The organism is Streptomyces sp. NPDC005263 (genome assembly GCF_042872365.1).
GTDB lineage: Bacteria > Actinomycetota > Actinomycetes > Streptomycetales > Streptomycetaceae > Streptomyces.
In genome coordinates this window covers 163,977-184,573 of the sequence record NZ_JBIAKJ010000010.1, presented here as the reverse complement: position 1 = coordinate 184,573, position 20,597 = coordinate 163,977, and the positions used below count along the sequence as shown (strand labels likewise).

The 20,597-nt window shown below is 70.4% G+C and carries 19 protein-coding genes and 2 tRNA genes; 6 read left to right on the top strand and 15 right to left on the bottom strand.

Annotation, left to right across the window (positions count from 1 at the left end):
* Positions 1-64: 64 nt before the first annotated feature.
* Positions 65-625 (bottom strand): HIT family protein, encoded by a 561-nt coding sequence (locus ACFYRY_RS35585; protein ID WP_389155303.1) that lies wholly within the window; start codon positions 623-625, stop codon positions 65-67.
* Positions 626-691: 66 nt separating this feature from the next.
* Between ACFYRY_RS35585 and ACFYRY_RS35580 the strand changes: the two genes are divergently transcribed.
* Positions 692-1,354 carry a potassium channel family protein gene (locus tag ACFYRY_RS35580; RefSeq protein WP_389155300.1) on the top strand — a complete coding sequence of 221 codons (663 nt, stop codon included), beginning with the start codon at positions 692-694 and terminating at the stop codon, positions 1,352-1,354.
* 29 nt (positions 1,355-1,383) lie between these two features.
* On the opposite strand, the gene thrS is transcribed toward ACFYRY_RS35580, so the two are convergent.
* The 3 genes from thrS to ACFYRY_RS35565 form a co-directional block, all read right to left on the bottom strand.
* Entirely contained in the window at positions 1,384-3,360 is a 1,977-nt protein-coding gene (gene thrS / locus ACFYRY_RS35575; RefSeq protein ID WP_389155297.1) for a threonine--tRNA ligase, read from the bottom strand.
* 90 nt (positions 3,361-3,450) lie between these two features.
* The gene (locus ACFYRY_RS35570; RefSeq protein WP_389155294.1) at positions 3,451-4,749 is read right to left on the bottom strand and encodes a hypothetical protein; all 1,299 of its coding nucleotides are present in this window, start codon (positions 4,747-4,749) and stop codon (positions 3,451-3,453) included.
* Positions 4,746-5,312, bottom strand: a complete 567-nt coding sequence (locus ACFYRY_RS35565) for a DUF4365 domain-containing protein (RefSeq protein ID WP_389155291.1) — start codon at positions 5,310-5,312, stop codon at positions 4,746-4,748. The genes ACFYRY_RS35570 and ACFYRY_RS35565 overlap by 4 nt, the downstream gene beginning before the upstream one ends.
* 191 nt (positions 5,313-5,503) lie before the next feature.
* Here ACFYRY_RS35565 and ACFYRY_RS35560 point away from each other — a divergent pair, with 191 nt between their 5' ends.
* On the top strand, positions 5,504-6,229 hold the full coding sequence (locus ACFYRY_RS35560) for a 3'-5' exonuclease (protein WP_389155288.1): 726 nt from the start codon (positions 5,504-5,506) through the stop codon (positions 6,227-6,229).
* A gap of 39 nt (positions 6,230-6,268) precedes the next feature.
* Here ACFYRY_RS35560 and ACFYRY_RS35555 read toward each other — a convergent pair.
* Positions 6,269-6,340: transfer RNA gene (locus ACFYRY_RS35555), tRNA-Val, on the bottom strand.
* A gap of 39 nt (positions 6,341-6,379) precedes the next feature.
* Positions 6,380-6,826 carry an SRPBCC family protein gene (locus tag ACFYRY_RS35550; RefSeq protein WP_389155285.1) on the bottom strand — a complete coding sequence of 149 codons (447 nt, stop codon included), beginning with the start codon at positions 6,824-6,826 and terminating at the stop codon, positions 6,380-6,382.
* Positions 6,827-6,927: 101 nt separating this feature from the next.
* Between ACFYRY_RS35550 and ACFYRY_RS35545 the strand changes: the two genes are divergently transcribed.
* Positions 6,928-9,438, top strand: coding sequence for an SCO7613 C-terminal domain-containing membrane protein (locus ACFYRY_RS35545; RefSeq protein WP_389155283.1), 2,511 nt, complete (start codon positions 6,928-6,930; stop codon positions 9,436-9,438).
* Positions 9,439-9,457: 19 nt separating this feature from the next.
* Here the strand turns inward: ACFYRY_RS35545 and ACFYRY_RS35540 are convergent, their stop codons facing one another.
* From ACFYRY_RS35540 to ACFYRY_RS35510, 7 genes are all read right to left on the bottom strand, one after another.
* Positions 9,458-12,193 carry a Tat pathway signal sequence domain protein gene (locus ACFYRY_RS35540; RefSeq protein WP_389155280.1) on the bottom strand — a complete coding sequence of 912 codons (2,736 nt, stop codon included), beginning with the start codon at positions 12,191-12,193 and terminating at the stop codon, positions 9,458-9,460.
* Positions 12,194-12,299: 106 nt separating this feature from the next.
* Positions 12,300-12,899, bottom strand: a complete 600-nt coding sequence (locus ACFYRY_RS35535; protein ID WP_389155277.1) for a hypothetical protein — start codon at positions 12,897-12,899, stop codon at positions 12,300-12,302.
* 6 nt (positions 12,900-12,905) lie between these two features.
* The gene (locus ACFYRY_RS35530; RefSeq protein WP_389155274.1) at positions 12,906-13,841 is read right to left on the bottom strand and encodes a carbohydrate ABC transporter permease; all 936 of its coding nucleotides are present in this window, start codon (positions 13,839-13,841) and stop codon (positions 12,906-12,908) included.
* A complete protein-coding gene (locus ACFYRY_RS35525) occupies positions 13,841-14,839 on the bottom strand; it encodes a carbohydrate ABC transporter permease (protein ID WP_389155272.1) in 999 nt (332 codons plus the stop codon). The genes ACFYRY_RS35530 and ACFYRY_RS35525 overlap by 1 nt, the downstream gene beginning before the upstream one ends.
* Positions 14,839-16,128, bottom strand: a complete 1,290-nt coding sequence (locus ACFYRY_RS35520) for an ABC transporter substrate-binding protein (RefSeq protein WP_389155269.1) — start codon at positions 16,126-16,128, stop codon at positions 14,839-14,841. The genes ACFYRY_RS35525 and ACFYRY_RS35520 overlap by 1 nt, the downstream gene beginning before the upstream one ends.
* 604 nt (positions 16,129-16,732) lie before the next feature.
* A tRNA-Val gene (locus tag ACFYRY_RS35515) sits at positions 16,733-16,804 on the bottom strand.
* Positions 16,805-16,882: 78 nt separating this feature from the next.
* On the bottom strand, positions 16,883-17,335 hold the full coding sequence (locus ACFYRY_RS35510) for a TIGR02611 family protein (RefSeq protein ID WP_389155267.1): 453 nt from the start codon (positions 17,333-17,335) through the stop codon (positions 16,883-16,885).
* A 191-nt stretch (positions 17,336-17,526) separates the two neighbouring features.
* Here ACFYRY_RS35510 and ACFYRY_RS35505 point away from each other — a divergent pair, with 191 nt between their 5' ends.
* Positions 17,527-17,940, top strand: coding sequence for an SsgA family sporulation/cell division regulator (locus ACFYRY_RS35505; RefSeq protein ID WP_004002642.1), 414 nt, complete (start codon positions 17,527-17,529; stop codon positions 17,938-17,940).
* Between the two features lie 302 nt (positions 17,941-18,242).
* On the top strand, positions 18,243-18,803 hold the full coding sequence (locus ACFYRY_RS35500) for a CGNR zinc finger domain-containing protein (RefSeq protein ID WP_389155265.1): 561 nt from the start codon (positions 18,243-18,245) through the stop codon (positions 18,801-18,803).
* Positions 18,804-18,926: 123 nt separating this feature from the next.
* On the opposite strand, the gene ACFYRY_RS35495 is transcribed toward ACFYRY_RS35500, so the two are convergent.
* Entirely contained in the window at positions 18,927-19,079 is a 153-nt protein-coding gene (locus tag ACFYRY_RS35495) for a hypothetical protein (RefSeq protein WP_020138043.1), read from the bottom strand.
* A gap of 175 nt (positions 19,080-19,254) precedes the next feature.
* Positions 19,255-19,704, bottom strand: coding sequence for a hypothetical protein (locus ACFYRY_RS35490; protein WP_389155262.1), 450 nt, complete (start codon positions 19,702-19,704; stop codon positions 19,255-19,257).
* 345 nt (positions 19,705-20,049) lie between these two features.
* Here ACFYRY_RS35490 and ACFYRY_RS35485 point away from each other — a divergent pair, with 345 nt between their 5' ends.
* Positions 20,050-20,577 carry a DsbA family protein gene (locus ACFYRY_RS35485; RefSeq protein WP_389155260.1) on the top strand — a complete coding sequence of 176 codons (528 nt, stop codon included), beginning with the start codon at positions 20,050-20,052 and terminating at the stop codon, positions 20,575-20,577.
* Positions 20,578-20,597: the final 20 nt, after the last annotated feature.

Below are 20,597 nucleotides of genomic sequence, written 5' to 3'. Positions count from 1 at the left end.
CGCACAGGCACGAGGGGCCGCTCCCGGAAGCCGGGAGCGGCCCCTCACCCGTCCGTCCACGAGATCAGGCCGTCGGCCAGGCCTCCGCCAGCATCTTCCGGGTGTCCGCCAGCAGCTGCGGCAGCACCCTGGTGTGGCCGACCACGGGCATGAAGTTCGTGTCGCCGCCCCACCGCGGGACGAGGTGCTGGTGGAGATGGGCGGCGATACCGGCACCGGCCACGGTCCCCTGGTTCATGCCGATGTTGAAGCCGTGGGCGCCCGAAGCGGTCCGCAGAGCTGTCATCGCCTGCTTGGTCAGCGCGGCCAGCTCCGCCGTCTCCAGGTCCGTGAGGTCCGTGTAGTCGGCGACATGACGGTAGGGCACGACCATCAGGTGGCCGCCGTTGTACGGGTACAGATTGAGCACGGCGTAGACCTGCTCACCGCGCCGGACGACCAGCCCGTCCTCGTCGGACTTGGCCGGGATCGAGCAGAAGGGACAGCCGTCGTCGGCACCCGGGCCGGTCGGCTTGTTCTCGCCCTGGATGTATGCCATCCGATGGGGCGTCCACAGACGCTGGAAGGCGTCCTGGGTCCCCACGCCCCACTGCTGCTCCGGCTCACTCGTCATGCAATGCAGCATATTGCTTCGCCCGTTCACGGCGTGTCGTCGGGGTTGCGGGAAAGGCGTCCCGGCCAAGCTGGGCCGATGGACGACGACAACCGGACGGCCCGCTGGGAACGGCGGGCGGGCATTCCGCTCGGGATTGCCTCCCTGCTCTTTCTCAGCTCGTACGCGGTGCGGGTCCTGGGAGCGGGTCTGCCCGAGGTCGTCCTCGATCTGGCTCTGGCGGTTCTGTACGGTTCCTGGGCACTGTTCATCGTGGACTACCTGGTGCGCTGGCGGCTGAGCGGCGAGGGGCCGGGTTTTGTCCACCGGCACTGGCTGGACTCGCTGGTCGTCGTGCTGCCGCTGCTGCGGCCGGTGCGCATCGTGCGGGCCTACGACGCCCTGCAGGACCGCCGCCAGGGGGAGCCCCGGCTGCACCTGCAGGCACGGGTCATGCTCTACGCGGGCCTGTCGTCCACCCTGCTCGGACTGTCCGCCGCCCTTGCGGTGTACCACTACGAGCACGCGGCACCGGGGGCGTCGATCCGCACGTTCGGTGACGCGCTGTGGTGGGCGGTCTCCACGCTGTCGACGGTGGGCTACGGCGACGCCGTCCCGGTGACGGCGGTCGGGCGGCTGATCGCGACGCTGCTGATGGGCTGCGGCCTCGCCCTGCTGGGTGCGGTGACGGGTTCGTTCTCGTCGTATCTGATGCAGCGGTTCGCACGTGCCGGGGACGACCTGGGGCCCCCAGGACGCTGACGTCCCGAGGGCCCCACGGCAGGTGCGCGTCAGACCTGCACCCGCTCCTCGACGATCTTCGCGATCTTCGCGATGGCCTCGTCGAAGGGGATGCCGTTCTCCTGCGAGCCGTCGCGGTAGCGGAAGGACACCGAGCCGTTCGACATGTCCTCGTCGCCGGCGATGACCATGAAGGGCACCTTCTGCTTCTGGGCGTTGCGGATCTTCTTCTGCATCCGGTCCGAGGAGGAGTCGACCTCGACCCGCAGGCCCTGCTTCCTGGCCGCGGCGGCGAACTTCTCCAGGTACTCGACGTGCCCGTCACCGATCGGGATGCCGAGCGCCTGGACGGGGGCCAGCCACGCCGGGAAGGCGCCCGCGTAGTGCTCCAGGAGCACCGCGAAGAACCGCTCGATGGAGCCGAACAGGGCCCGGTGGATCATGACCGGGCGCTGCTTGGAGCCGTCGGGCGAGGTGTACTCCAGCTCGAAGCGCTCCGGCAGGTTGAAGTCGAGCTGGATCGTCGACATCTGCCAGGTGCGGCCGATGGCGTCCTTGGTCTGGACGGAGATCTTCGGGCCGTAGAAGGCGGCGCCGCCCGGGTCGGGGACCAGGGGCAGGCCCTGCTTCTCGGCGACCTCACGCAGAGTCTCCGTGGCCTCTTCCCAGACCTCGTCCGAGCCGACGAACTTCTCCGGGTCCTTGGTCGACAGCTCCAGGTAGAAGTCGGTCAGACCGTAGTCCCGCAGCAGGCCGAGGACGAAGGTGAGCGTCTTGTCGAGCTCCTCGGACATCTGCTCGCGGGTGCAGTAGATGTGCGCGTCGTCCTGGGTGAAGCCGCGGGCCCGGGTCAGGCCGTGCACGACGCCCGACTTCTCGTAGCGGTACACGGTCCCGAACTCGAAGAGGCGCAGCGGCAGTTCACGGTAGGAGCGGCCACGCGCGTCGAAGATCAGGTTGTGCATCGGGCAGTTCATGGGCTTCAGGTAGTAGTCCACGCCCTCGTCGAGCTGCATGGGCGGGTACATGCCGTCGGCGTACCAGTCCAGGTGCCCGGACGTCTCGAAGAGCTTCCCCTTGGTCGCGTGCGGGGTGTAGACGAACTCGTAGCCCTCCTCCTCGTGGCGGCGGCGCGAGTAGTCCTCCATGACCCGGCGGACGATGCCGCCCTTGGGGTGGAAGACGGCGAGGCCGGAGCCGATCTGCTCCGGGATGGAGAACAGGTCGAGCTCGGAGCCCAGCTTGCGGTGGTCGCGCTTCTCGGCCTCGGCGAGGAAGTCGAGGTGGGCCTTCAGCTCGTCCTTGGTCGGCCAGGCGGTGCCGTAGATGCGCTGGAGCATCGGGTTCTTCTCGCTGCCGCGCCAGTAGGCGGCCGCGTTGCGCATCAGCTTGAACGCCGGGATGTTGCGGGTCGACGGCAGGTGCGGACCGCGGCAGAGGTCCTTCCAGCACAGGTCGCCGGTCTTGGCGTCCAGGTTGTCGTAGATCGTCAGCTCACCGGCGCCGACCTCGACATCGGCGCCGTCGTCCGTGGAGGCGGAGCCCTTGAGGCCGATCAGCTCCAGCTTGTACGGCTCGTCCGCGAGCTCCTCGCGGGCGGCCTCGTCGGTGACCACCCGGCGGGCGAACTTCTGGCCCCGCTTCTGGATCTCCTGCATCTTCTTCTCGACGGCCTTGAGGTCCTCGGGCGTGAAGGGCTTCTCGACGTCGAAGTCGTAGTAGAAGCCGTCCTTGACCGGCGGGCCGATGCCCAGCTTGGCCTCGGGGAAGAGCTCCTGCACGGCCTGTGCCATCACGTGCGCGGTGGAGTGGCGCAGGATGTTCAGACCGTCCTCGGAGGAGATCTCCACGGGCTCCACGACCTCGCCCTCGGCGGGCGCGTAGGCCAGGTCCTTGAGCTCGCCGCCGACCCGCGCGGCGATGACCGAGCGCTCGCCGGCGAAGAGCTCGGCGGCCGTAGTGCCCGTCGTCACCACGCGTTCGTCCCGCTCGGAATCGCGTTGGATGATCACACGGACGTCTGACACCGGTCTCTCCTGACTGAAGGCGGATGCGGGTGCCGTACCGAGACACGCGCAAGAGGCGATCGTACCGACCCGGGCCCGCCCTTAGCGAAGTCAGTCCCCGCCGCAGGCCTCCTCGAAGAAGGCGGTGATCTCGGCGGTCTCCTGGAGGGACTTCATCAGCCGGTCCCGTTCGGCCTCGTCCACCTGCACCGGTACGACCTCGGACGCGTCGGTGAGCCGCCGGAAGCCGCCCCGGCTCTCCAGCCGCCCGAGCACCCGGACCGGCATCCCGACGAGGTGAGCGTGCCCGGCTATACGGTACGACTCCTCGTCCAGCGTCAGCCGGACATGCGGGACGTCCACGCCCGCGATCACCCGCAGTCGTACCGTTCCCTCGCCACGCGGTCCCGACCTGCGCATCCGGACCACCGCTCCGGTGATCCGCACCGGCACCGAGGGCTCCTCGCGCAGATAGCGGGCGCCGGCCTCCCGCAGCACGGGCAGGTCCCCCGGCGAGAACTCGACGGTCTCCACGGGCGCCGCGCACCCCTCGGGGACACCGGCCGCCGGTGCCCACTCGACGGCGACGCGGGCGCCTTCGGTACCGCGCACGAGGGTGATCAGCGACTCGGTGAGCTCGCGGCTGACGCCCGCCCGGACCGCGCCGTCGAAGGCGTCCATGCCGCCGGTGGCCCGCTGGTAGTCGATGGCCTCGCGGGCGGCGTACAGGGCGTGGTGCAGGCGTACGGCGAGCGGGCGGCCGGTGCCGACAGGCACGAACGCGGTCAGGCGGCGGCCCTCGGACGTGGAGCCGACGAGGACGTTCTCCAGACAGGCGGCGGCGGTGCGCCGGTACCGGGCGCCGTAGTAGCCGGCCCGCGCGCGGGTGGCGAGCGCCCCGGCGAGCAGCATCTGGCGGGCGGCCGCACGCAGCTGTTCCTCGACGATCCAGGGGACGGCGCCGGCCGGTCCTGCCGGGGCGTCGCGCCACCAGCGGATCTCGTCGCTCGGCACGGCCAGGGAGACCAGCACCTCGCGCGCGGAGGGCGCCCCACTGCGGGACAGGGCGACCAGCGCCTCGCCGAGCAGGTCGTCACTGTCGGGGAAGGCCCGGCTCTCCGGCACCAGCAGACTCGTCCCGCCGCCGCCCGGACCGGGCGGGGTCCAGCGGCCGTAGCGTCCGGCCGCTCCCCCGCGCCGCTGCCAGCCGTGCCGCCGCAGCAGGGCGCTGAGGACGGCGGGGTCGACCTCGGAGGGGTCGGGTGGCCGGTTCCAGGCGACGGCGCCCTGGGCGCCCTGCTCCCTCTGGTCCCCTTGGCCCCCTTGGCCCCCTTGGCCCCCTTGGCCCCCTTGGTTCAGGGGCCGCGGTCGTACGGACCTCAGAGGGTCTCCCGGCGGGCGGTACGTCATGGTCTGCCTCCCGTCCCGACGCGCGTCATGATCTCGCAGAGCGCCCGGTCGTCGAAGATGCGCGAGGTCGGTATCCGCACGGTGGTCCGGGTCCGGCCGGTGATGGGGTGTCCGGCGAGGTTGACCCAGTAGCAGCAGTGCCTGAGGTCGAGCCGGTCGTGACTGGCGCGCAGCCAGTCGTCCTGGGATCTCGGGACGAGCATCACGACGAGGATCTTGTGCACCGAGACCGGGGTACGGGCGAGCTTGCGCAGGTGTGCGTTGTCGAGCGTGAACGAGAAGGCGCGGCCGGGAGGGTTCGGCGGGATCTGGTACGTGGCCTTGAGCTGCACCTTGATGGTGACCTCGTCGTCGACGGTGTGTCCGGGGGCGCTGTGGCTGACGTGCCAGTCGATGCCGTTGTCCGGAAACGGCTGGGACAACGAGCAGCCGGCCGCGGCCGAGACCGCGTGCAAGTAGCCCACCTGCAGTGTCTCCATGCAGGCCGTGGTGGCGAGGGTGCCGCGATGGGGTGCCGCACGTTCGGGCAGCAGCCCGCCCCGCTCGGGCTGCGCAATCGCCATGGCCAACAGCCTTCCCGCACAAGTGAGATGCCCGCACCGGGCCGAATGAGTTCCGCGCCGGGCCGCTGAACTGCAAGGACCCGTATTCCTGTTGTGTCCTTCCGGCGTACGTCGCAAACAGCCCGGGTATCACCAAACGGGGCAGACGACGGGGCGTCAGCTGCCATGGGTGAACGAGGGGTTGTGTTGGTATGGCTTGCTGGTACGAAGGGCCCCTGGCCGCTTTCGACACGGAGACCACGGGCGTGGACGTGGAGACCGACCGGATCGTGTCGGCCGCCGTCGTCGTCCAGGACGGGCCGGGTGCCCGGCCGCGGGTGAGGCGGTGGCTGGTGAATCCGGGAGTCCCGGTGCCGGCCGGGGCGACGGAGGTGCACGGACTGACTCAGGAGCATCTGCAGCGCAACGGGCGCTGGCCGGCTCCGGTGATGTACGAGATAGCCGACGCTCTCGCCGAACAGGCCGTGGTGGGACGTCCGTTGGTGGTGATGAACGCGCCGTTCGACCTGACGATCCTGGACCGGGAGCTGCGCCGGCACCGGGCGTCGTCCCTGGACCGCTGGTTCGAGTCGTCGCCGCTGCTGGTGCTCGACCCCCGGGTCCTCGACAAGCACCTGGACCGCTACCGCAAGGGCCGGCGCACCCTCACCGACCTGTGCGCGCACTACGAGGTCTCGCTGGAGGGCGCGCACGACGCGGGCGCCGACGCGCTGGCGGCGCTGGAGGTCGTACGGGCCGTCGGGCGCCGGTTCGCGGCGCGGCTGGAGCGGCTGAGCGCGGCCGAACTGCACACGCTCCAGGCCGTGTGGCACGCGGCGCAGGCCCGGGGCCTGCAGGCCTGGTTCGCCCGCAGCGGCACCGAGGAGACGGTGGATCCGGCGTGGCCGCTGCGTCCGGATCTGCCGGCGGCGGCATGAAGAAGGCCGGTCCGCCTCAGGCGGACCGGCCTTTCCCGGTGGGCGATACTGGGTTCGAACCAGTGACCTCTTCGGTGTGAACGAAGCGCTCTCCCACTGAGCTAATCGCCCGGGAACGCACTGAACAATACAGGTCCTCGCGGGTTTCCTTCAAACCGTTCCCAGGTGGCCGACCAGCCCGCGCCGCCCGGCCCGCATCATCAGCCGGTGATTGACGCGGAAGATCGGCCGCCCCGGTACGGCGAACCGCCTGAGCAGCGGCTTGTTGACGTCGACCAGCTGGTCGTAGCGGGCCAGGCTGCCCGTGCCGTCCGCGCTGATCGTCCAGCGGGCCCAGCCGTCGAGGTCGCCGGACATGGCGATCTCCAGGACCCCGGCCACCGGATCGCGACGCACCTCACGGACGGTGAAGGTCAGGTCGTACGGCAGGAAGGAGCGGATCGTGACCACTCCCCTCGTCCCGTCGATCTGCCTCACCTCACGCACCTGGCGCCACCAGCGGGGATAGTCCTCGAACCGCTCCAGCGCCTCGTACACGACGGCGGGATCGGCGGGCAGGGACCACCGGCTGCGGAAGCGGTAACGGGTCCAGTCCATGAGCGGCTCCTGCCCCGTACGCGGACGGATGAGGCGTATCTGAGTACGGCCTGAGTACGCACACTCATGCCCTGCGACGTGACGCGGAACACACTCGGCGCATGACGCCCATCCCGCCGCCCGCCGAGGAACTCCGGCTCCTCGACGCCGAGCTGTGGCAACTGGACGCCCGCCGGGCCCAGTTGCTGTCACGTCGCGCCTGGCTGGTAGCCATCCTGCGGCAGCCGCAGGCCCAGCCCCGTCGTCCGCAGACGCCTGTCACTGCGCCCGCGCCCGCGCCCCGCCCGGAGACCTCCGCCTCCGGCGTGCAGAACCTTCTCCTCCTGCTCGGCGGTGTCCTGCTCACCATCGCCGCGATGGTGTTCACGCTGGTCAGCTGGGGTCACCTGGGGATCGCCGGGCGGGCTCTGGTGCTGGGCGCGGTCACCCTGGCGGCGCTCGCCGGACCGGCGGTGCTGTCGCGGCGGGGGCTGCGCTCCACGGCCGAGTCGGTGGCGGGCCTCGGGCTCGCGCTGACGGTGCTGGACGCGTACGCCCTGCACGAGGCCGCCCTCGCGGGAACCGAGGGCACCGGGTACGCGGCGGCCGCGTCGGCGGTACTTGCGGGCGTGTGGGCCGCGTACGGTCTGCCGTCGGTCACGGCCGCGCTGCGGCTGCCCTTCCCGGCCGCCCTGACCGCGGCCCAGCTGCCGCTGCTGCTCTGGGCGATCGCCGCGGACGCCGGTCCGTACGGGATCGCGGCCGCGCTGCTGGTGACGGCCGGGGTCGACGCCGCTGTGGCGCTGCGGACGAGCATCCGGTCCGTGCGGGTCGTCGCCGCCGTCGGGGCGTACGGCACGGGCACCTTGGGGGTGTCGGCCGCCGGTTGGCTGTCCTGGACGGCCACCGGTCCGAGCGCTGTCGCCCGTGCGGCGGCGCTCCTCCTCCTCGCGGCCGCGATCACGCTGGGCGCGGCCTGGTGGAGCGAGGGCGAGAAGCGGACCGTCGGTCTCACCGTCACCTCGGGGCTGCTGGTGGTCGCCGCGTTCGGCGGTGTACTACGTTTCGCGCTGCCGGATGCGTGGACGGTACCGGCCCATCTGGCGTGCGGGATCGCCCTGTTGGCCGTGGCACGGTCCGGGCGGCTGCCGGACGCGGTGCGGCACGGCCTCTCCTGGGCCTCCGGCTCCGTACAGGCACTCGCCGTGCTGTGGACGCTGCCCGTCCTCGCCGTCACGCTGCTGGGCCCGGTCGGCCGGGTGGCGCACGCGTGGACCGGCGCTCCGTCGGACGCCCGGGCCGCGGCCACCGCCGGCGTGCCCTGGCCGCCGCACGCGGCGACGGTTCCGGTCCTGGTGGCCGTGGCGGGCGTGCTGGTCCTGGCAGTTCGGGGCGTTGAGTGGCGGCCGCGGGCCCTGACCGTCGCGTCCGGGTTGCTCTGGGCCACGGCCGCGACCCTTCCGGCGGTCCTCGCACTTCCCTACGTGGTAGGCCTGGCGGTCCTCGGAGTCACCCTCGCCGCGACCCTCGCGGCGGCGGGAGCCGTGGTCCGGGCGGCGCCCGTCCGGCAGGACCCGGCGGCGAGCGGCCCGTCCTCGACCGCGCCCGAAGGGCCGCCGCCACCGGCCCCTGACTCGCCTGCGCCACCAGTCGCACCGGTGCCGCCCGGCGTACGGTTCACGCCCGCCCGGATCACCGCCACGGTCCTCGCCCTGGTCGCCTCGCTCGACCTCGCCTTCCTCTCCCTGGCCACGCAGACCGCGACGCTGGTCGTGCTGGCCGCCCTGACCGCGCTGTTCACGGCCGCCTCCACCCGGCCACAGCTCGCCCCGGTCACCGCGCCGACCGCCCTGGCGTACGCCGCCGCGCTCGCCTGCGCGACCGGCGCCGCCGCGCACTGGGCGCCGGCGCACACCGCCCTGCTGGTCCTCGCCGTGCCCACCGTCGCGGCGCTGCTCGCGGCGCGACTCGGCGGTTCACGGGCGAGGGTGCCGGTCGAGGTGGCGGGCGCCGCCGCCGGGCTGCTCGCGGTGGCCCTGGCCCGCACCGAACCGCCCCTGCTCGCCCTGGTCCTGGCCCTGTGCGCGGTGATCACGGCGGGCACGGCCGTACGCCCGGACCGTCGCGCCCTCGGCTACGCGGCCACCGCCCTCTTCGTGCTCGCCACCTGGGTCCGCCTGGCCTCCTGGGACGTGGGGACCCCCGAGGCGTACACGCTCCCGGTCACCGTCCCCGCGCTGCTCGTGGGCGCGCTGCGCCGCCACCGCGACCCGCGGACCTCGTCCTGGACGGCGTACGGCCCCGGACTCGCCGCCACCCTGCTCCCGAGCCTGGTCGCGGCCTGGGGCGACGCGCCCTGGACGCGCCCCCTGCTGCTCGGCACGGCGGCGACGCTGGTCACCCTGCTGGGCGCCCGGCACCGCCTCGGGGCACCGCTCATGCTCGGCGGGTCGGTGCTCGCCCTGGTCGCCCTGCACGAACTCGCCCCGTACCTCGTGCAGATGACCGGGCTGCTCCCCCGCTGGGTACCCCCCGCCCTCGCCGGCCTGCTGCTGCTCGCACTCGGGGCGACGTACGAGCAGCGCATCCGGGACGTCCGACGGGTGCGGGAGGTGCTGGGGAGGATGAGCTAGTGCCCGAACCAGCCCCTGGCTAGGGCATCTTGTCGCCCAGCAGTGCCAGGTTCTCGATGGCGGCGAGGCCGTAGAGCGCGGTGGTGTTCGTGGACACCCACGCGGCCTCGCTGCCCGGCACCAGGGTGGTCGGGCCGCTCAGCTTCTCCGTCTTCCAGGGGTCCGACTCCAGGTAGCCGTCGGAGTCGTAGAACTTCTCCCAGGCCCGCTTGGCGAGCTTCGCGTCACCGGTCTTGACGGCGGCGTACGCGTCCAGGCGCGAGTGGCCCTGGAACAGCAGCAGGGAGCCGAAGTTGGTGCCGTAGCGGGCGGCCTGTTCCGCCTTGGTGGCGTTGAAGAAGCGGCAGTAGTCGAAGTACGCCTCGTTGAACTTGGGCATGTCGACGAGGTCGATGAGTTCGGCGCACAGTTCGTTGAGGCCGAAGACGGCGGACAGGTGCGAGACGCTCACGACCGGTGCCGGGGCGACCGCGAACTTGCCCGTGTCCAGGTCGTACAGGCCACTGCCCTGCACGAAGCCGTTGGGCTGGGCGGCGATGCCCTCCATCGTCGACAGTACGCGCGCCTTGGCCTTCTCCCACTTGGGACCCTTGCGTTCCCACTCCGTCAGCCAGGCCGACACCAAGCCACTCCAGTCCGTCCCGAAACCGACCGACAGGGCGTGCCGGTCGGGGGTGTACGGGTCGGTGCGGACCTTGCGCAGCGGATCGAGGACCAGGAAGGTCTCGTCGGAGTCGACGTTGGCGTGCATGAGATCGCCGACGCGTTCGTCGGCGGTGAGGAAGTAGTAGTAGCGCCGGTAGGTGGTGTTGGCGATCCGCTGCTGCTTGGCGCTGTCCGCGAAGTGCTGCACCCCGTGCCGGGTGCCGAGCCCGGCCCACTTGCCCAGGTGGTACACGTCGACCTCACCGGTGTGCCGGGTCATCGCCTCGGCGAACCGGAAGATGTCCGACCGCCCTGAGCGGAGGTACGCCAACCAGAGCCACAGGTCGGGCGACAGCTCGGAGTTGTCCCAGGCGTAGCCGCCGATGTCGTACCGCCACTGGTGCCGGACGGTGTCGTAGGTGTGCATGATGTCGCCGTAGTCCCAGAAGCCGTACCAACGGCGTTGCTCCACCTGGTCCTTGTAGTAGGTGAAGAGGAAGTCGAGGTGGTCCTCGATCTTCGCCTTGGCGGGCGTCGAGCGGTCCGGCTCGGAGTACAGTCCCGGGCCGAAGACCTTGGCCTTGATGAGCTGCCTGGGCGGGGCGGCCAGCTGCGGCAACACCCGGACGGCCTCGACCTGTTCGGCGAGCGTCTCGGCGGTCGGCGTGGACTCGTTGGCCCAGAAGAGGAGTTCCGAGGTGCGGGCGATGCCGTAGGGCGTGCCGAACTCGGGCTCGTAGTCCTCGTAGGTGATGTTGAGGCCTTCGAGCTGCTCGGCGAACGTGTCCTGGCCCATGCCGTCGTGGTAGAAGCGCAGGTCCATGGGCTGCGCCTCGGGCGACCAGAGCCAGAGGGTGACCTCGGCCTCGTCGGTCTGGGCGTCGCGGATGTCGAGCTGCGCGGGGAACTTCTCCCAGAAGTCCCGCAGCCCGAACGAGAATCCGCCGCTCGCGCCACCGACATAGCCGAAGCCGGAGGCCCGCTTGCCGCCGCCCGCGCCGATCCAGCCGTGGCCCTTCTTGGTGCGCTTGCGCAGGCCGAAGCCGTCGGCGGAGAGCTGGGAGAGGGTGTAGTCGCCCCACTCGGGGATGTACTGGAGGCGGGTGGTGACCCGCTGGTCCCAGGTGGACGGGTCGGGCAGCTTCTTCCCCGCGTACTGGGCCTCCTGCACGGCGATGCCGGGGTCACGGCGCAGTCCGGTGATGCCCTTGACGGCCTCGCGCAGCAGTCCGGTGCCGTCGCCGCCGATGCGGATGTGGCGGTCGTACGCCTGGTCGCGCATCGGCACGGTGAAGCGGACGCCGAGGCCGCGGATGAAGTCACCGCTCGCCTTGCCCGGCTCCTGCGTGCCGTCGAAGGTGATGGTGTGCACCATGCGGAAGGAGTCGGCGCCCGCGTAGAAGTACAGGCGGATCGAGAACGGCAGCCAACTCCGGCTGCCCTTGCGGTGCTTGCCGTCGATGCGGACGACCGCGCGGACCGGGCCGTCCTGCTCGACGGTGACCGACGCGATGGCCCCCTCGAAGCGCTCGGTCTTGACCGAACCCTGGTCCTCGTCCTCGATCTCGGGCTGCCGGATCAGGACGAGCCGGCCGTTCTTGGCGATCTCCGTAGAGCCACGGGTGACCGACCTGATCAGCGTGGCGCCGGACTTGGCGATCTTCGCGGTGATGACCCCGGTGGAGACCGTGATCGTGCCGCCGCTCCTGTCGACGGTGACCTTCTTGCTCGGGGCGGACGGGGTGCCGGCGCCGAGGGTGAGCTTGCCGGTGCCCGAACTGAGCGCGTGCGCAGTCCACTTGAGGGAGCCGTCCGGCCAGTAGGCGATCGGCCAGGACTGCACGGGCACGGACTTGCCGTCCGCGTCGGTCACCGCGAACTTCTGGTCCTGCTGGTACACGCCCCTGGGCCAGGGGACGCCGACGGTGGAGCCGGGGGCGGCACCCAGGCCGCCGTCCTCCAGCCAGTCGAGGGTCACGGGGTCGTCGTCGGCGCCCGCGGCTCTCGGCGCGGCCTGTGCGTCCTTCGCTCCTAGGGCCCAGCTGAACTGCGCGGCGGCGCCGGCGACGGCGGCCGCCTTGAGGAGGGACCTGCGGGGGATGGGAGACATGAGATGCAGCCTTTCCTTTCCGTCCGGGATGCGAGGGAGGTAGTCAGGGGCATGACATAGAGAGGCGCGGCGCCCAGGGCGCCGACCTGATGACAGGGCACCGCCGTCAGCGGCGCCGGTGGCGCTCCTCCACGGCGACGGCGGCCGCGGCGACGGCCCCGAGGACGGGGACCGCGAGCGGCGCGCTGAACCAGGCGGAACCCGCCGTGACCGCCAGCCCCCCGACGATCAGGAAGGATCCGGCGGGGTCGAGCACGGTACGGCGGCCCGCCGCCGCGAGCAGCGCGGGCCACGCGGCACCCGGCGTCCAGACCGCGGCCGCGCGCAGCCCGGCCACGAGGAGACCGATCAGCGCGAACACGCCGACGGCCCCGACAAGCGGCCCCCCGGGGATCCCGGCCCGCGCGGCCTGGACGTCCACCCAGACCGCGGCGGCCGCCGCCCAGCCGGCCAGCCCGGCGACCCAGCCGCCGCGCACCGCGGCCCGGAAGTCGGCGACGAACTCCCGCCACCCACCGGCCTCATGGGCGGTACGGCGGCGCAGGTGCCGGGCCCCGGCGGCGAAGGCGGCCGGGTAGGTGACCACCCCCAGGGAAGCCACCGCGATCCACACTCCGGTGAGTAGACACTCGGCGAACACGGCGAACCGCTCGGCGAGGACGGACTCCTTGCGCGGGGTGCGTGCCTTGACCCGTGCTTCGGCCATGCCGGATCAGCCCTTCAGCCCGGACGTGGCCATGCCGTCGATCAGATAGCGCTGGAAGGCGAGGAAGAAGGCCAGCACCGGCAGGAGCGCGACCATCGACATGGCGATCATGCCGCCGTAGTTGGCCAGACCTTCCTGGTCCACGAACATCTTCAGACCGAGGGAGACCGTGTACTTGTCGGGCTCGTTGAGGTAGATCAGCGGCCCCATGAAGTCGTTCCACGAGTTGATGAAGGTGAAGATCGCGCTGGTGATCAGGGCCGGCCTGCACAGCGGAAGCACGATGGACCAGTAGACGCGCAGGTGTCCGCAGCCGTCGAGGCGTGCCGCCTCGTCGAGCTCCTTGGGCAGGTTGCGCATGAACTGCACCATCAGGAAGACGAAGAACGCCTCCGTGGCGAGGTACTTCCCGAGCAGGAGCGGGGTGTACGTGTTGATCATTCCCATGTTGCGGAACAGCACGTACTGCGGGATCAGCAGCACGTGGTACGGCAACAGGAGCGTGCCGATCATCAGCGTGAACAGCAGATTCCGGCCCGCGAACTTGATCTTCGCGAAGGCGTACGCCGTCAGCGAGCAGGACACCAGGATCCCGATCACCGAACCGACCGCGAGGAAGAGCGAGTTGAGGAAGAACGTGGAGATCGAGATGTCCGCGATGCCGTCGGTGAGACTCGTGTAGTTGGAGGTGATCGGGTCGCCCGGGAAGAGATCCAGGCTGCCGACGATGTCCTCGCTCTTCTTGAACGAGCCGCCGATGACCCAGAGCACCGGGTAGAGAATCACGGCGAGGATCGCGAGAGATCCGATGTGCCAGGCGAGGGAACCGGGCAGCCTGCGTCTGAGGGCGCCGCCCGCTTTCGCGGACGGGGCCGGCGCGGTGCCGGTGGCCGACGGGGGTACCCCCGGGTCGAGCGACGTCGAGAGATTGGGGGAGCTCATCAGGCGCCTTCCTCGTAGTGCACCCAGCGCTTCTGGGACCAGAACAGCACCGCCGTCACCAGGGCGACCGCGACGAGCAGCATCCAGGCCATGGCGGAGGCCAGGCCCATCCGGCTGTTCTCGAAGCCCTGGACGTACAGGTAGCAGGTGTAGACCATCGAGCCGTCCGCGGGACCACAGGCGTTGCTTCCGGCGCCGCCGCCGACGATGTACGCCGAGCTGAAGATCTGGAAGGAGTGGATCGTCTCCAGCAGAACGTTGAAGAAGAGGACCGGGGAGATCATCGGCAGGGTGATGTTCCAGAACCGGCGCAGCTTGCCCGCCCCGTCGACCTCGGCCGCCTCGTACAGCTCGCGCGGGACCTGCTTGAGTCCGGCCAGGAAGATGACCATGGGGGCGCCGAACTGCCAGACGGTGAGCGCCACCAGGCTGTAGATGATCATCTCCGGGTCGCCGGTCCAGCCGCCGACGTCGATCCCGAAGAACTGCTGCGTACGGTCGACGATCGCGTCGTCCGAGAAGATCGCCTTCCAGACGATCGCCACGGAGACACTCGCCCCGATCAGCGAGGGCGCGTAGAACGCCGCCCGGTAGAAGGCCTGTCCGCGCCGCTTCTGCGCGAGCAGCAGCGCCACGCCCAGAGCGAGCAGCAGCTTGAGGGGCGTTCCGACGACGACGTACCACATCGTCACCTTCACCGAGTGACGCCAGCGAGGGTCGCCGAACATCTCGGAGAAGTTGTCGAGCCCGATCCACTTCGGCGCGTCGAACAGGTTGTAGTCGGTGAAGGCGAAGTAGAGCGAGGCGACCATCGGGCCCGCTGTCAGCAGCAGGAACCCGGCGATCCACGGGGACATGAAGAGATAGCCGGCCAGGGTCTCCCGGCGGCCCCGCCGCTTGAGGGCGGCGGGGCGCGAGGAGTTCACCGGACCGTGCCGCGGCTCGGAGTCCTTGGACAGGCCCTCCATCGCAGGGGCGTGTGTCACGGTGGTTCCCATCAGACGACGAGCGCCGTCTTCGACTCGGTGAAGAACTGCTTGACGGCGTCGGCGACCGAACGCGTACCCAGGGCGAGTTCCTCGGCGATGCGCAGGAAGGCGCTCTCGCAGATGTCGGCGCCGTTCGGGTGCGGGGTGATCGGCTCCAGGACGCCGGAGGAGACGAGCGACTCCTCGTAGGCGGCGATCGCCTTGTTGACCTCGTCGGTCGGCTTGAAGGCGTCGTACTGCGCCTGCGTTGCGGGCACCCCGCGGTCGTAGCCCATGATCTTGGCGACCTCGGGGTCGTGCACCATGAAGTCGATGAACTGGGCGACTTCCTTGGGGTGCTGCGTCCTCTTGGAGCCGCTGAGCATCAGGGAGCCGAGGTACTGGCCGGTCTTCTTGCCGTCGGTGGTCGGAATGGGTGCCAGACCGTACTCGCTCTTGCCTTCGGAGGTATAGCGCACGGTGAAGTTGTCCCAGGTGAATTCACTGGCGGCGAGTTCGGCGGACACGGCCGACTTGGGCTTCACCTGGGCGACCTTCTTGGCGTCGGCGAAGACGCCCTCCTGGATGCCCTTCTTGGCCTTCGTCCACCAGTCCGTCAGATCCGCCTCGGTGAAGCCGAGCCCGTCCTCGGTGAAGAACGCCTTGCCGTTCTGGCGCAGGTAGAGGTCGTAGAGGTACATGACGCCGTACATGCCGCTGTCGCCGGCGCGTCCCGCCTTGTCGTGGATCTTCTTCATCGCCGCGTCGAAGTCGTCCCAGGTCCAGCCCTGCTTCGGCTTCACCCCCGCCTTCGTGTAGACGGGCTTGTCGATGACCAGGGCCATCGAGTTGGAGCCGACCGGAACTCCCAGGAGCTTGCCGTCGATCTCGCCGAACTTCTCCAGACCGGCCCGGAAGCCGTCCATGGAGAGATTGCCCGCCTTGACCTGCGCGCTGAGATCGAGCAGAACGTTCTTCGCGTCGTATTTCCGCAGGAATCCGACGGCATTCTGGAAGACGTCCGGCGGATTGCCACCGGAGGCCTGGGTGTTGAACTTCTTCCAGAAGTCGACGTAGGGCTGGAAGTCCGTTTTCACCTTGATCTTCGGGTACTTCTTCTCGAACAGCGCGATCGTCTTGTTGATGCGCTGGGCGCGGTCCTCGGCACCCCACCAGGCGTAACGGATCGTCACCGTCCCGTCCGCGGACGTCCCGCTGTCTCCCCCGCACCCCGTGGTCGCGGCCAGGCCCAGCGTGGCCGCCGTGGCCCCCGCGGCCTTGAGGATCGTTCGCCTCTCAACACTCCTGCTGGTTCCCACAGTCGGGCCCTCCCCGCAGCGTCGTTGCCGCCTGCATGAATCGTTTCAAGTAAGCGCTTGCTGGCACAAGCTACGGAGGGCCTCGGGGTGCGTCAATGATTCGGACAGGAATTTCTCACGGGCCGCCACGGCGGGTTGACGCCCCGTGGGCCCCGTGGCCGGACAGGAGGGGGGTGATGCCGCAGGTGAGGCGCACGCGATCGACGGGCCGAACGTGAACTGACCGTCGGCGTATGGATGTTGATGGGCTGGAACCCGCCCTTGGTCGCAAGGCTCGCCGAGGGTGCGGGACCCGACCGGGCAACCGGACCGCCGCGGGAATGGGGCGCGAACGGGCGGCCGGGTCGCCTTGGGAACGGAACGCAAACAGGCCCCGAGTCGCCCCGGGAACGGGAAGCCGGACAGCCCCAGCACGCGGAATGCAGGCGAGCGGGCGGGCGGGCCCGCCCCGGGACGCGGAACTCGACCAAGCCACCAGCCCGCCCATGGACACGGAACGCAGCCGACCGCGGGATCCGACCGCTCCGAGGCCGGGATTCTCGCCCGACAGGCGCATACGACGACGGCCCGTCTGCTCTCTCGCAGACGGGCCGTCGTACCCGGGTGGGCGATACTGGGTTCGAACCAGTGACCTCTTCGGTGTGAACGAAGCGCTCTCCCACTGAGCTAATCGCCCGGGCGCAGGGAGAACATTACCCCATGTCAGGGGGTGCGGGTGACTCGCACGAGCCGGCCCGCGCACCCCCTCCCAGGATCACTGATCCTTGATCTTCCAGGGCATCTCGAAGCCGAACTTCCACAGGTACACGCCCACCAGGGCGCCGATGATCACCAGGCCGATGGAGGTCAGGATGATGTTGCGCCGGCGCACCGCGGGATCCAGCGCCCGCTGAGCCGCCTCGGTGACCTTGCGCTTGGTCCAGCGAAGCACCAGCTGGGCCCAGACGAACTCGGTCGCCCAGATCGCCATGCCGCCGAAGATCACCACCCAGCCCGGCCCCGGCAGCGGGAGCATGATGATGCCCAGGACCACGACCGCGAGCCCGATGATGAAGATCCCCACCTGCCAGCTCAGGTGCAGCGCGCGGCGCGCCTTGATGAATTCGGGCGCCTTGGAGCCGAGCCCCTGCTCGCTCGTCGCCCCGTCCGCCTTCGTCTCGTCCGCCGCCATGGCAACCTCGCCAGGCTCGTCACTCCCCGTATTCATACGGCCAAACCCTACCGGACAGAAACCCGTCACCGGAATGGGCGTACGGTGCGAACAGTCACTCGGCCGGAAGAGTTACGTAAAGGCACGCAAAACGCTCAGAGGGGTTTACAACGGCACCGTAGGTGGCATGTCGATTTCGCCGACGTGCGAATCCCCGAGCGCACACTGAGCGAAAGGCCCTGGCGCTTATGAACACCACGGTCAGCTGCGAGCTGCACCTGCGCCTCGTTGTGTCGAGCGAGTCCTCCCTGCCTGTCCCCGCAGGCCTGCGGTACGACACGGCCGACCCCTACGCCGTGCACGCCACCTTCCACACCGGAGCCGAGGAAACCGTCGAGTGGGTGTTCGCCCGCGATCTTCTCGCGGAGGGCCTCCACCGGCCCACCGGAACGGGCGACGTCCGCGTCTGGCCGTCGCGCAGTCATGGCCAGGGCGTCGTCTGCATCGCCCTGAGCTCTCCGGAGGGCGAAGCCCTGCTGGAGGCCCCGGCGAGGGCCCTGGAGTCCTTCCTGAAGCGCACAGACGCCGCCGTGCCGCCCGGCACGGAACACCGGCACTTCGATCTCGATCAGGAGCTCTCGCACATTCTTGCGGAAAGCTAGCGGCCAGGCCGCACAGAGCCGCCCGGCGCCGTCCAACTCGGGGAGACGGCTCGGGCTAGAACAACCGCATAGGGCACGTACCGGCGCCGTCACCGCGGGACCCCGCGGGGTGGCGCCGATGCGCGTGCGTCCCGACGCCGGGGCGGGTGGGCCCCGCCACCGGGAGCTGGGGCCCCAGGGTGCCAGCGGCGCTCCGTCTGCGCGGACAACGTGAAGGGGAAGATGGTCACTCTCCGTGTGAGCCGTTACCATCGGCCAGCATCGGCGGGCGTGCGCCCGCCCTCCAGGCCAGGGAGCGAAACGTGCTGATCACCCACGACACCCGGTGCGCCCTCGACACCGTGGTGGATCTGGTCAACACCGCGCCGGAGGAGGACACGGCACCGGACGGACTGCGAGATGTCGCGGCCCTGGCGGAGTTCGTGGAGAGCCACGAGATCAGCGATGTCGGGGGGCTCTCCGAGTTCGATCTCTCTGCGGTCCGCAGGATCCGCGCCCGTTTCGCGTCGGTCTTCGCCGCTCCGGACGCCCGGGCCGCCGCCGTCCTGATCAACGAGCTGGTCGCCGGGGCAGGCACCACCCCGCGCCTCACGGACCACGACGGCTACGACTGGCATGTGCACTACTTCGCACCCGGCGCCTCCGTCGCCGACCACCTGGCGGCGGACTGCGGGATGGCGCTGGCGTTCTTCGTGGTGGCCGGTGAGCAGGAGCGGCTGCGTCGCTGCGAGGCACCCGACTGCCGACGCGCCTTCGTGGACCTCTCCCGGAACCGCTCGCGGCGCTACTGCGACAGCCGGACCTGCGGAAACCGGCTGCACGTGGCGGCATACCGGGCGCGCCGCAAGGAAGCGGCGGGCTGACACCCGACGGCACGAGACGGCAAAACCACGGGGACCGGCACGAGACGGCGGGACCGCAGGAACCGGCACGCGACGGTGTCGACGCGGTTCCCGACGGGTGACGCCAGGAACCGCGGGTACGGCTCAGAGCAGCAGCAGGTCGTGCAGCGCAGCCATGAGCAGCAGACACCCGATCACCGCAAGGAAGATCATCAGCGGTGGCTGGGAAAGGGCGAAGAGGCATCCGCGCGGCTCGTCCTGCGGCGGCGCGGCATCGCTCTGTGTCGTGTCCAGCATCTCGCGGTGACTATGACGCAGTCGGCGGGCACCGCGCGATCAACACGCTCGTAATGAGCGGGTGTTCGCTGTATTCCGTGATGACCGGTTCGGGTCGTGATCACTTCCGGACGTGCGCGACTGTCTGTGACGTTTCAGCGCGTGTGCGGACGTCATATGCCGCCGGACGCGGAGTTCAGATGCCGTGCTTCTTCAGGATGGCCTCGATGTCGCTGAAGTCTTCCGACCCGGACTGACCGCGCGGCCGGTTCGCCGGCTGGGGCGCCGGGCGGGTGGCCTGGCCCAGGGAGGGCGCCGAGGCCGTCGGGGCCACCGCGTCGCTGTCGGCCGCCTCCTTGGCCGCCGCCCTGCGCTCCTTGCGGGTGCCGCCTCGGCGGCGCTCCACCGCGCGAGTGGTCGAGAACAGCAGCCAGGAGACGCCGAGCACACCGAAGCCCGCCCAGGCCGTCGGACTGAACGCGGTGTCCGCCAGCCACTCGACGACGCCGGTCATCACCAGGCCGATGGGGACGAGGGAGTAGGCAGCGATGCGGGTGGCCGCGAGGAAACGCTTGCGGTACGCCGTGACCGCCGCGATGCCCAGGCCGGCCGCGGAGACGGCGGAACAGACGGTCTCGGCAATCATCCGGTCCTCCAAGCAGGCTTCGGTCGGGCAGGGCCCGCTTTCGTCCCTTCCATCGTGCACCCGCCGCACCCCACCCGGCCATGCTCCGCCCGGACATCAGGGACATCTCCGGGATCGGCTCCTCCGCAGGTGCCGGTCGGAGTCGTTCGCCCGAGGACGGCGGCCCGAGCCGGTACGACCGCAGGGGCGACCGAAGCCGTTCGAACGCCGACACCGGCCGGAGCCGTACCACCGGGGGCGGCGACCGAGGCCTACCACCCGCAGGCGGCCGCCGCCCCCGTACCACCCAGGTGACAGCCGAGGTCCGATTCGGTCGTCGGAAGCGAGGCTGGGAGACTGTGGCGCATGAGCGACTCGCCCTCCGCAGGCCCCGGCCCCTCAGGCCCCACCGCCCCCGTTCTCGACGTCTGGTGCGACCTCCAGTGCCCGGACTGCCGCAGCGCCCTGGAAGACCTCCGGGCCCTGCGCGCCCGCTACGGTGACCGGCTGGAACTGCGGCTGCGGCACTTCCCGCTGGAGAAGCACAAGCACGCCTTCGCCGCCGCCCAGGCCGCCGAGGAGGCCGCCGAGCAGGGGCAGGGCTGGCCGTACGTCGAAGCGCTGCTCGGCCGGGTCGAGGAACTGGACCGCCAGGGTGAACCCTTCCTGGTCGAGGTCGCCCGCGAACTCGGCCTGGACGCAGAGGAGTTCGACACCGCGCTGATCGACGGCCGGCACATCCTGATCGTGGACGCCGACCAGGCGGAGGGAAAGGCGATCGGCGTCACCGGCACCCCCACCTATGTCATCGGCGGCGAGCGCCTCGACGGCGGCAAGAGCCAGGCAGGGCTGCGTGAACGCATCGAGGAGATCACGGACCGACTGCTGGCCTAGGGGGTGTGTGAGTGGTCCTG

What these genes read in the sequence shown, in the direction of transcription:
- ACFYRY_RS35585 (WP_389155303.1), bottom strand. Translation starts at nt 625, where the DNA reads ATGCTGCATTGCATGACGAGTGAGCCGGAGCAGCAGTGGGGCGTGGGG.
- ACFYRY_RS35580 (WP_389155300.1), top strand. Translation starts at nt 692, where the DNA reads ATGGACGACGACAACCGGACGGCCCGCTGGGAACGGCGGGCGGGCATT.
- ACFYRY_RS35570 (WP_389155294.1), bottom strand. Translation starts at nt 4,749, where the DNA reads ATGACGTACCGCCCGCCGGGAGACCCTCTGAGGTCCGTACGACCGCGG.
- ACFYRY_RS35565 (WP_389155291.1), bottom strand. Translation starts at nt 5,312, where the DNA reads ATGGCGATTGCGCAGCCCGAGCGGGGCGGGCTGCTGCCCGAACGTGCG.
- ACFYRY_RS35560 (WP_389155288.1), top strand. Translation starts at nt 5,504, where the DNA reads ATGGCTTGCTGGTACGAAGGGCCCCTGGCCGCTTTCGACACGGAGACC.
- ACFYRY_RS35550 (WP_389155285.1), bottom strand. Translation starts at nt 6,826, where the DNA reads ATGGACTGGACCCGTTACCGCTTCCGCAGCCGGTGGTCCCTGCCCGCC.
- ACFYRY_RS35545 (WP_389155283.1), top strand. Translation starts at nt 6,928, where the DNA reads ATGACGCCCATCCCGCCGCCCGCCGAGGAACTCCGGCTCCTCGACGCC.
- ACFYRY_RS35540 (WP_389155280.1), bottom strand. Translation starts at nt 12,193, where the DNA reads ATGTCTCCCATCCCCCGCAGGTCCCTCCTCAAGGCGGCCGCCGTCGCC.
- ACFYRY_RS35535 (WP_389155277.1), bottom strand. Translation starts at nt 12,899, where the DNA reads ATGGCCGAAGCACGGGTCAAGGCACGCACCCCGCGCAAGGAGTCCGTC.
- ACFYRY_RS35530 (WP_389155274.1), bottom strand. Translation starts at nt 13,841, where the DNA reads ATGAGCTCCCCCAATCTCTCGACGTCGCTCGACCCGGGGGTACCCCCG.
- ACFYRY_RS35525 (WP_389155272.1), bottom strand. Translation starts at nt 14,839, where the DNA reads ATGGGAACCACCGTGACACACGCCCCTGCGATGGAGGGCCTGTCCAAG.
- ACFYRY_RS35510 (WP_389155267.1), bottom strand. Translation starts at nt 17,335, where the DNA reads ATGAATACGGGGAGTGACGAGCCTGGCGAGGTTGCCATGGCGGCGGAC.
- ACFYRY_RS35505 (WP_004002642.1), top strand. Translation starts at nt 17,527, where the DNA reads ATGAACACCACGGTCAGCTGCGAGCTGCACCTGCGCCTCGTTGTGTCG.
- ACFYRY_RS35495 (WP_020138043.1), bottom strand. Translation starts at nt 19,079, where the DNA reads ATGCTGGACACGACACAGAGCGATGCCGCGCCGCCGCAGGACGAGCCG.
- ACFYRY_RS35490 (WP_389155262.1), bottom strand. Translation starts at nt 19,704, where the DNA reads ATGATTGCCGAGACCGTCTGTTCCGCCGTCTCCGCGGCCGGCCTGGGC.
- ACFYRY_RS35485 (WP_389155260.1), top strand. Translation starts at nt 20,050, where the DNA reads ATGAGCGACTCGCCCTCCGCAGGCCCCGGCCCCTCAGGCCCCACCGCC.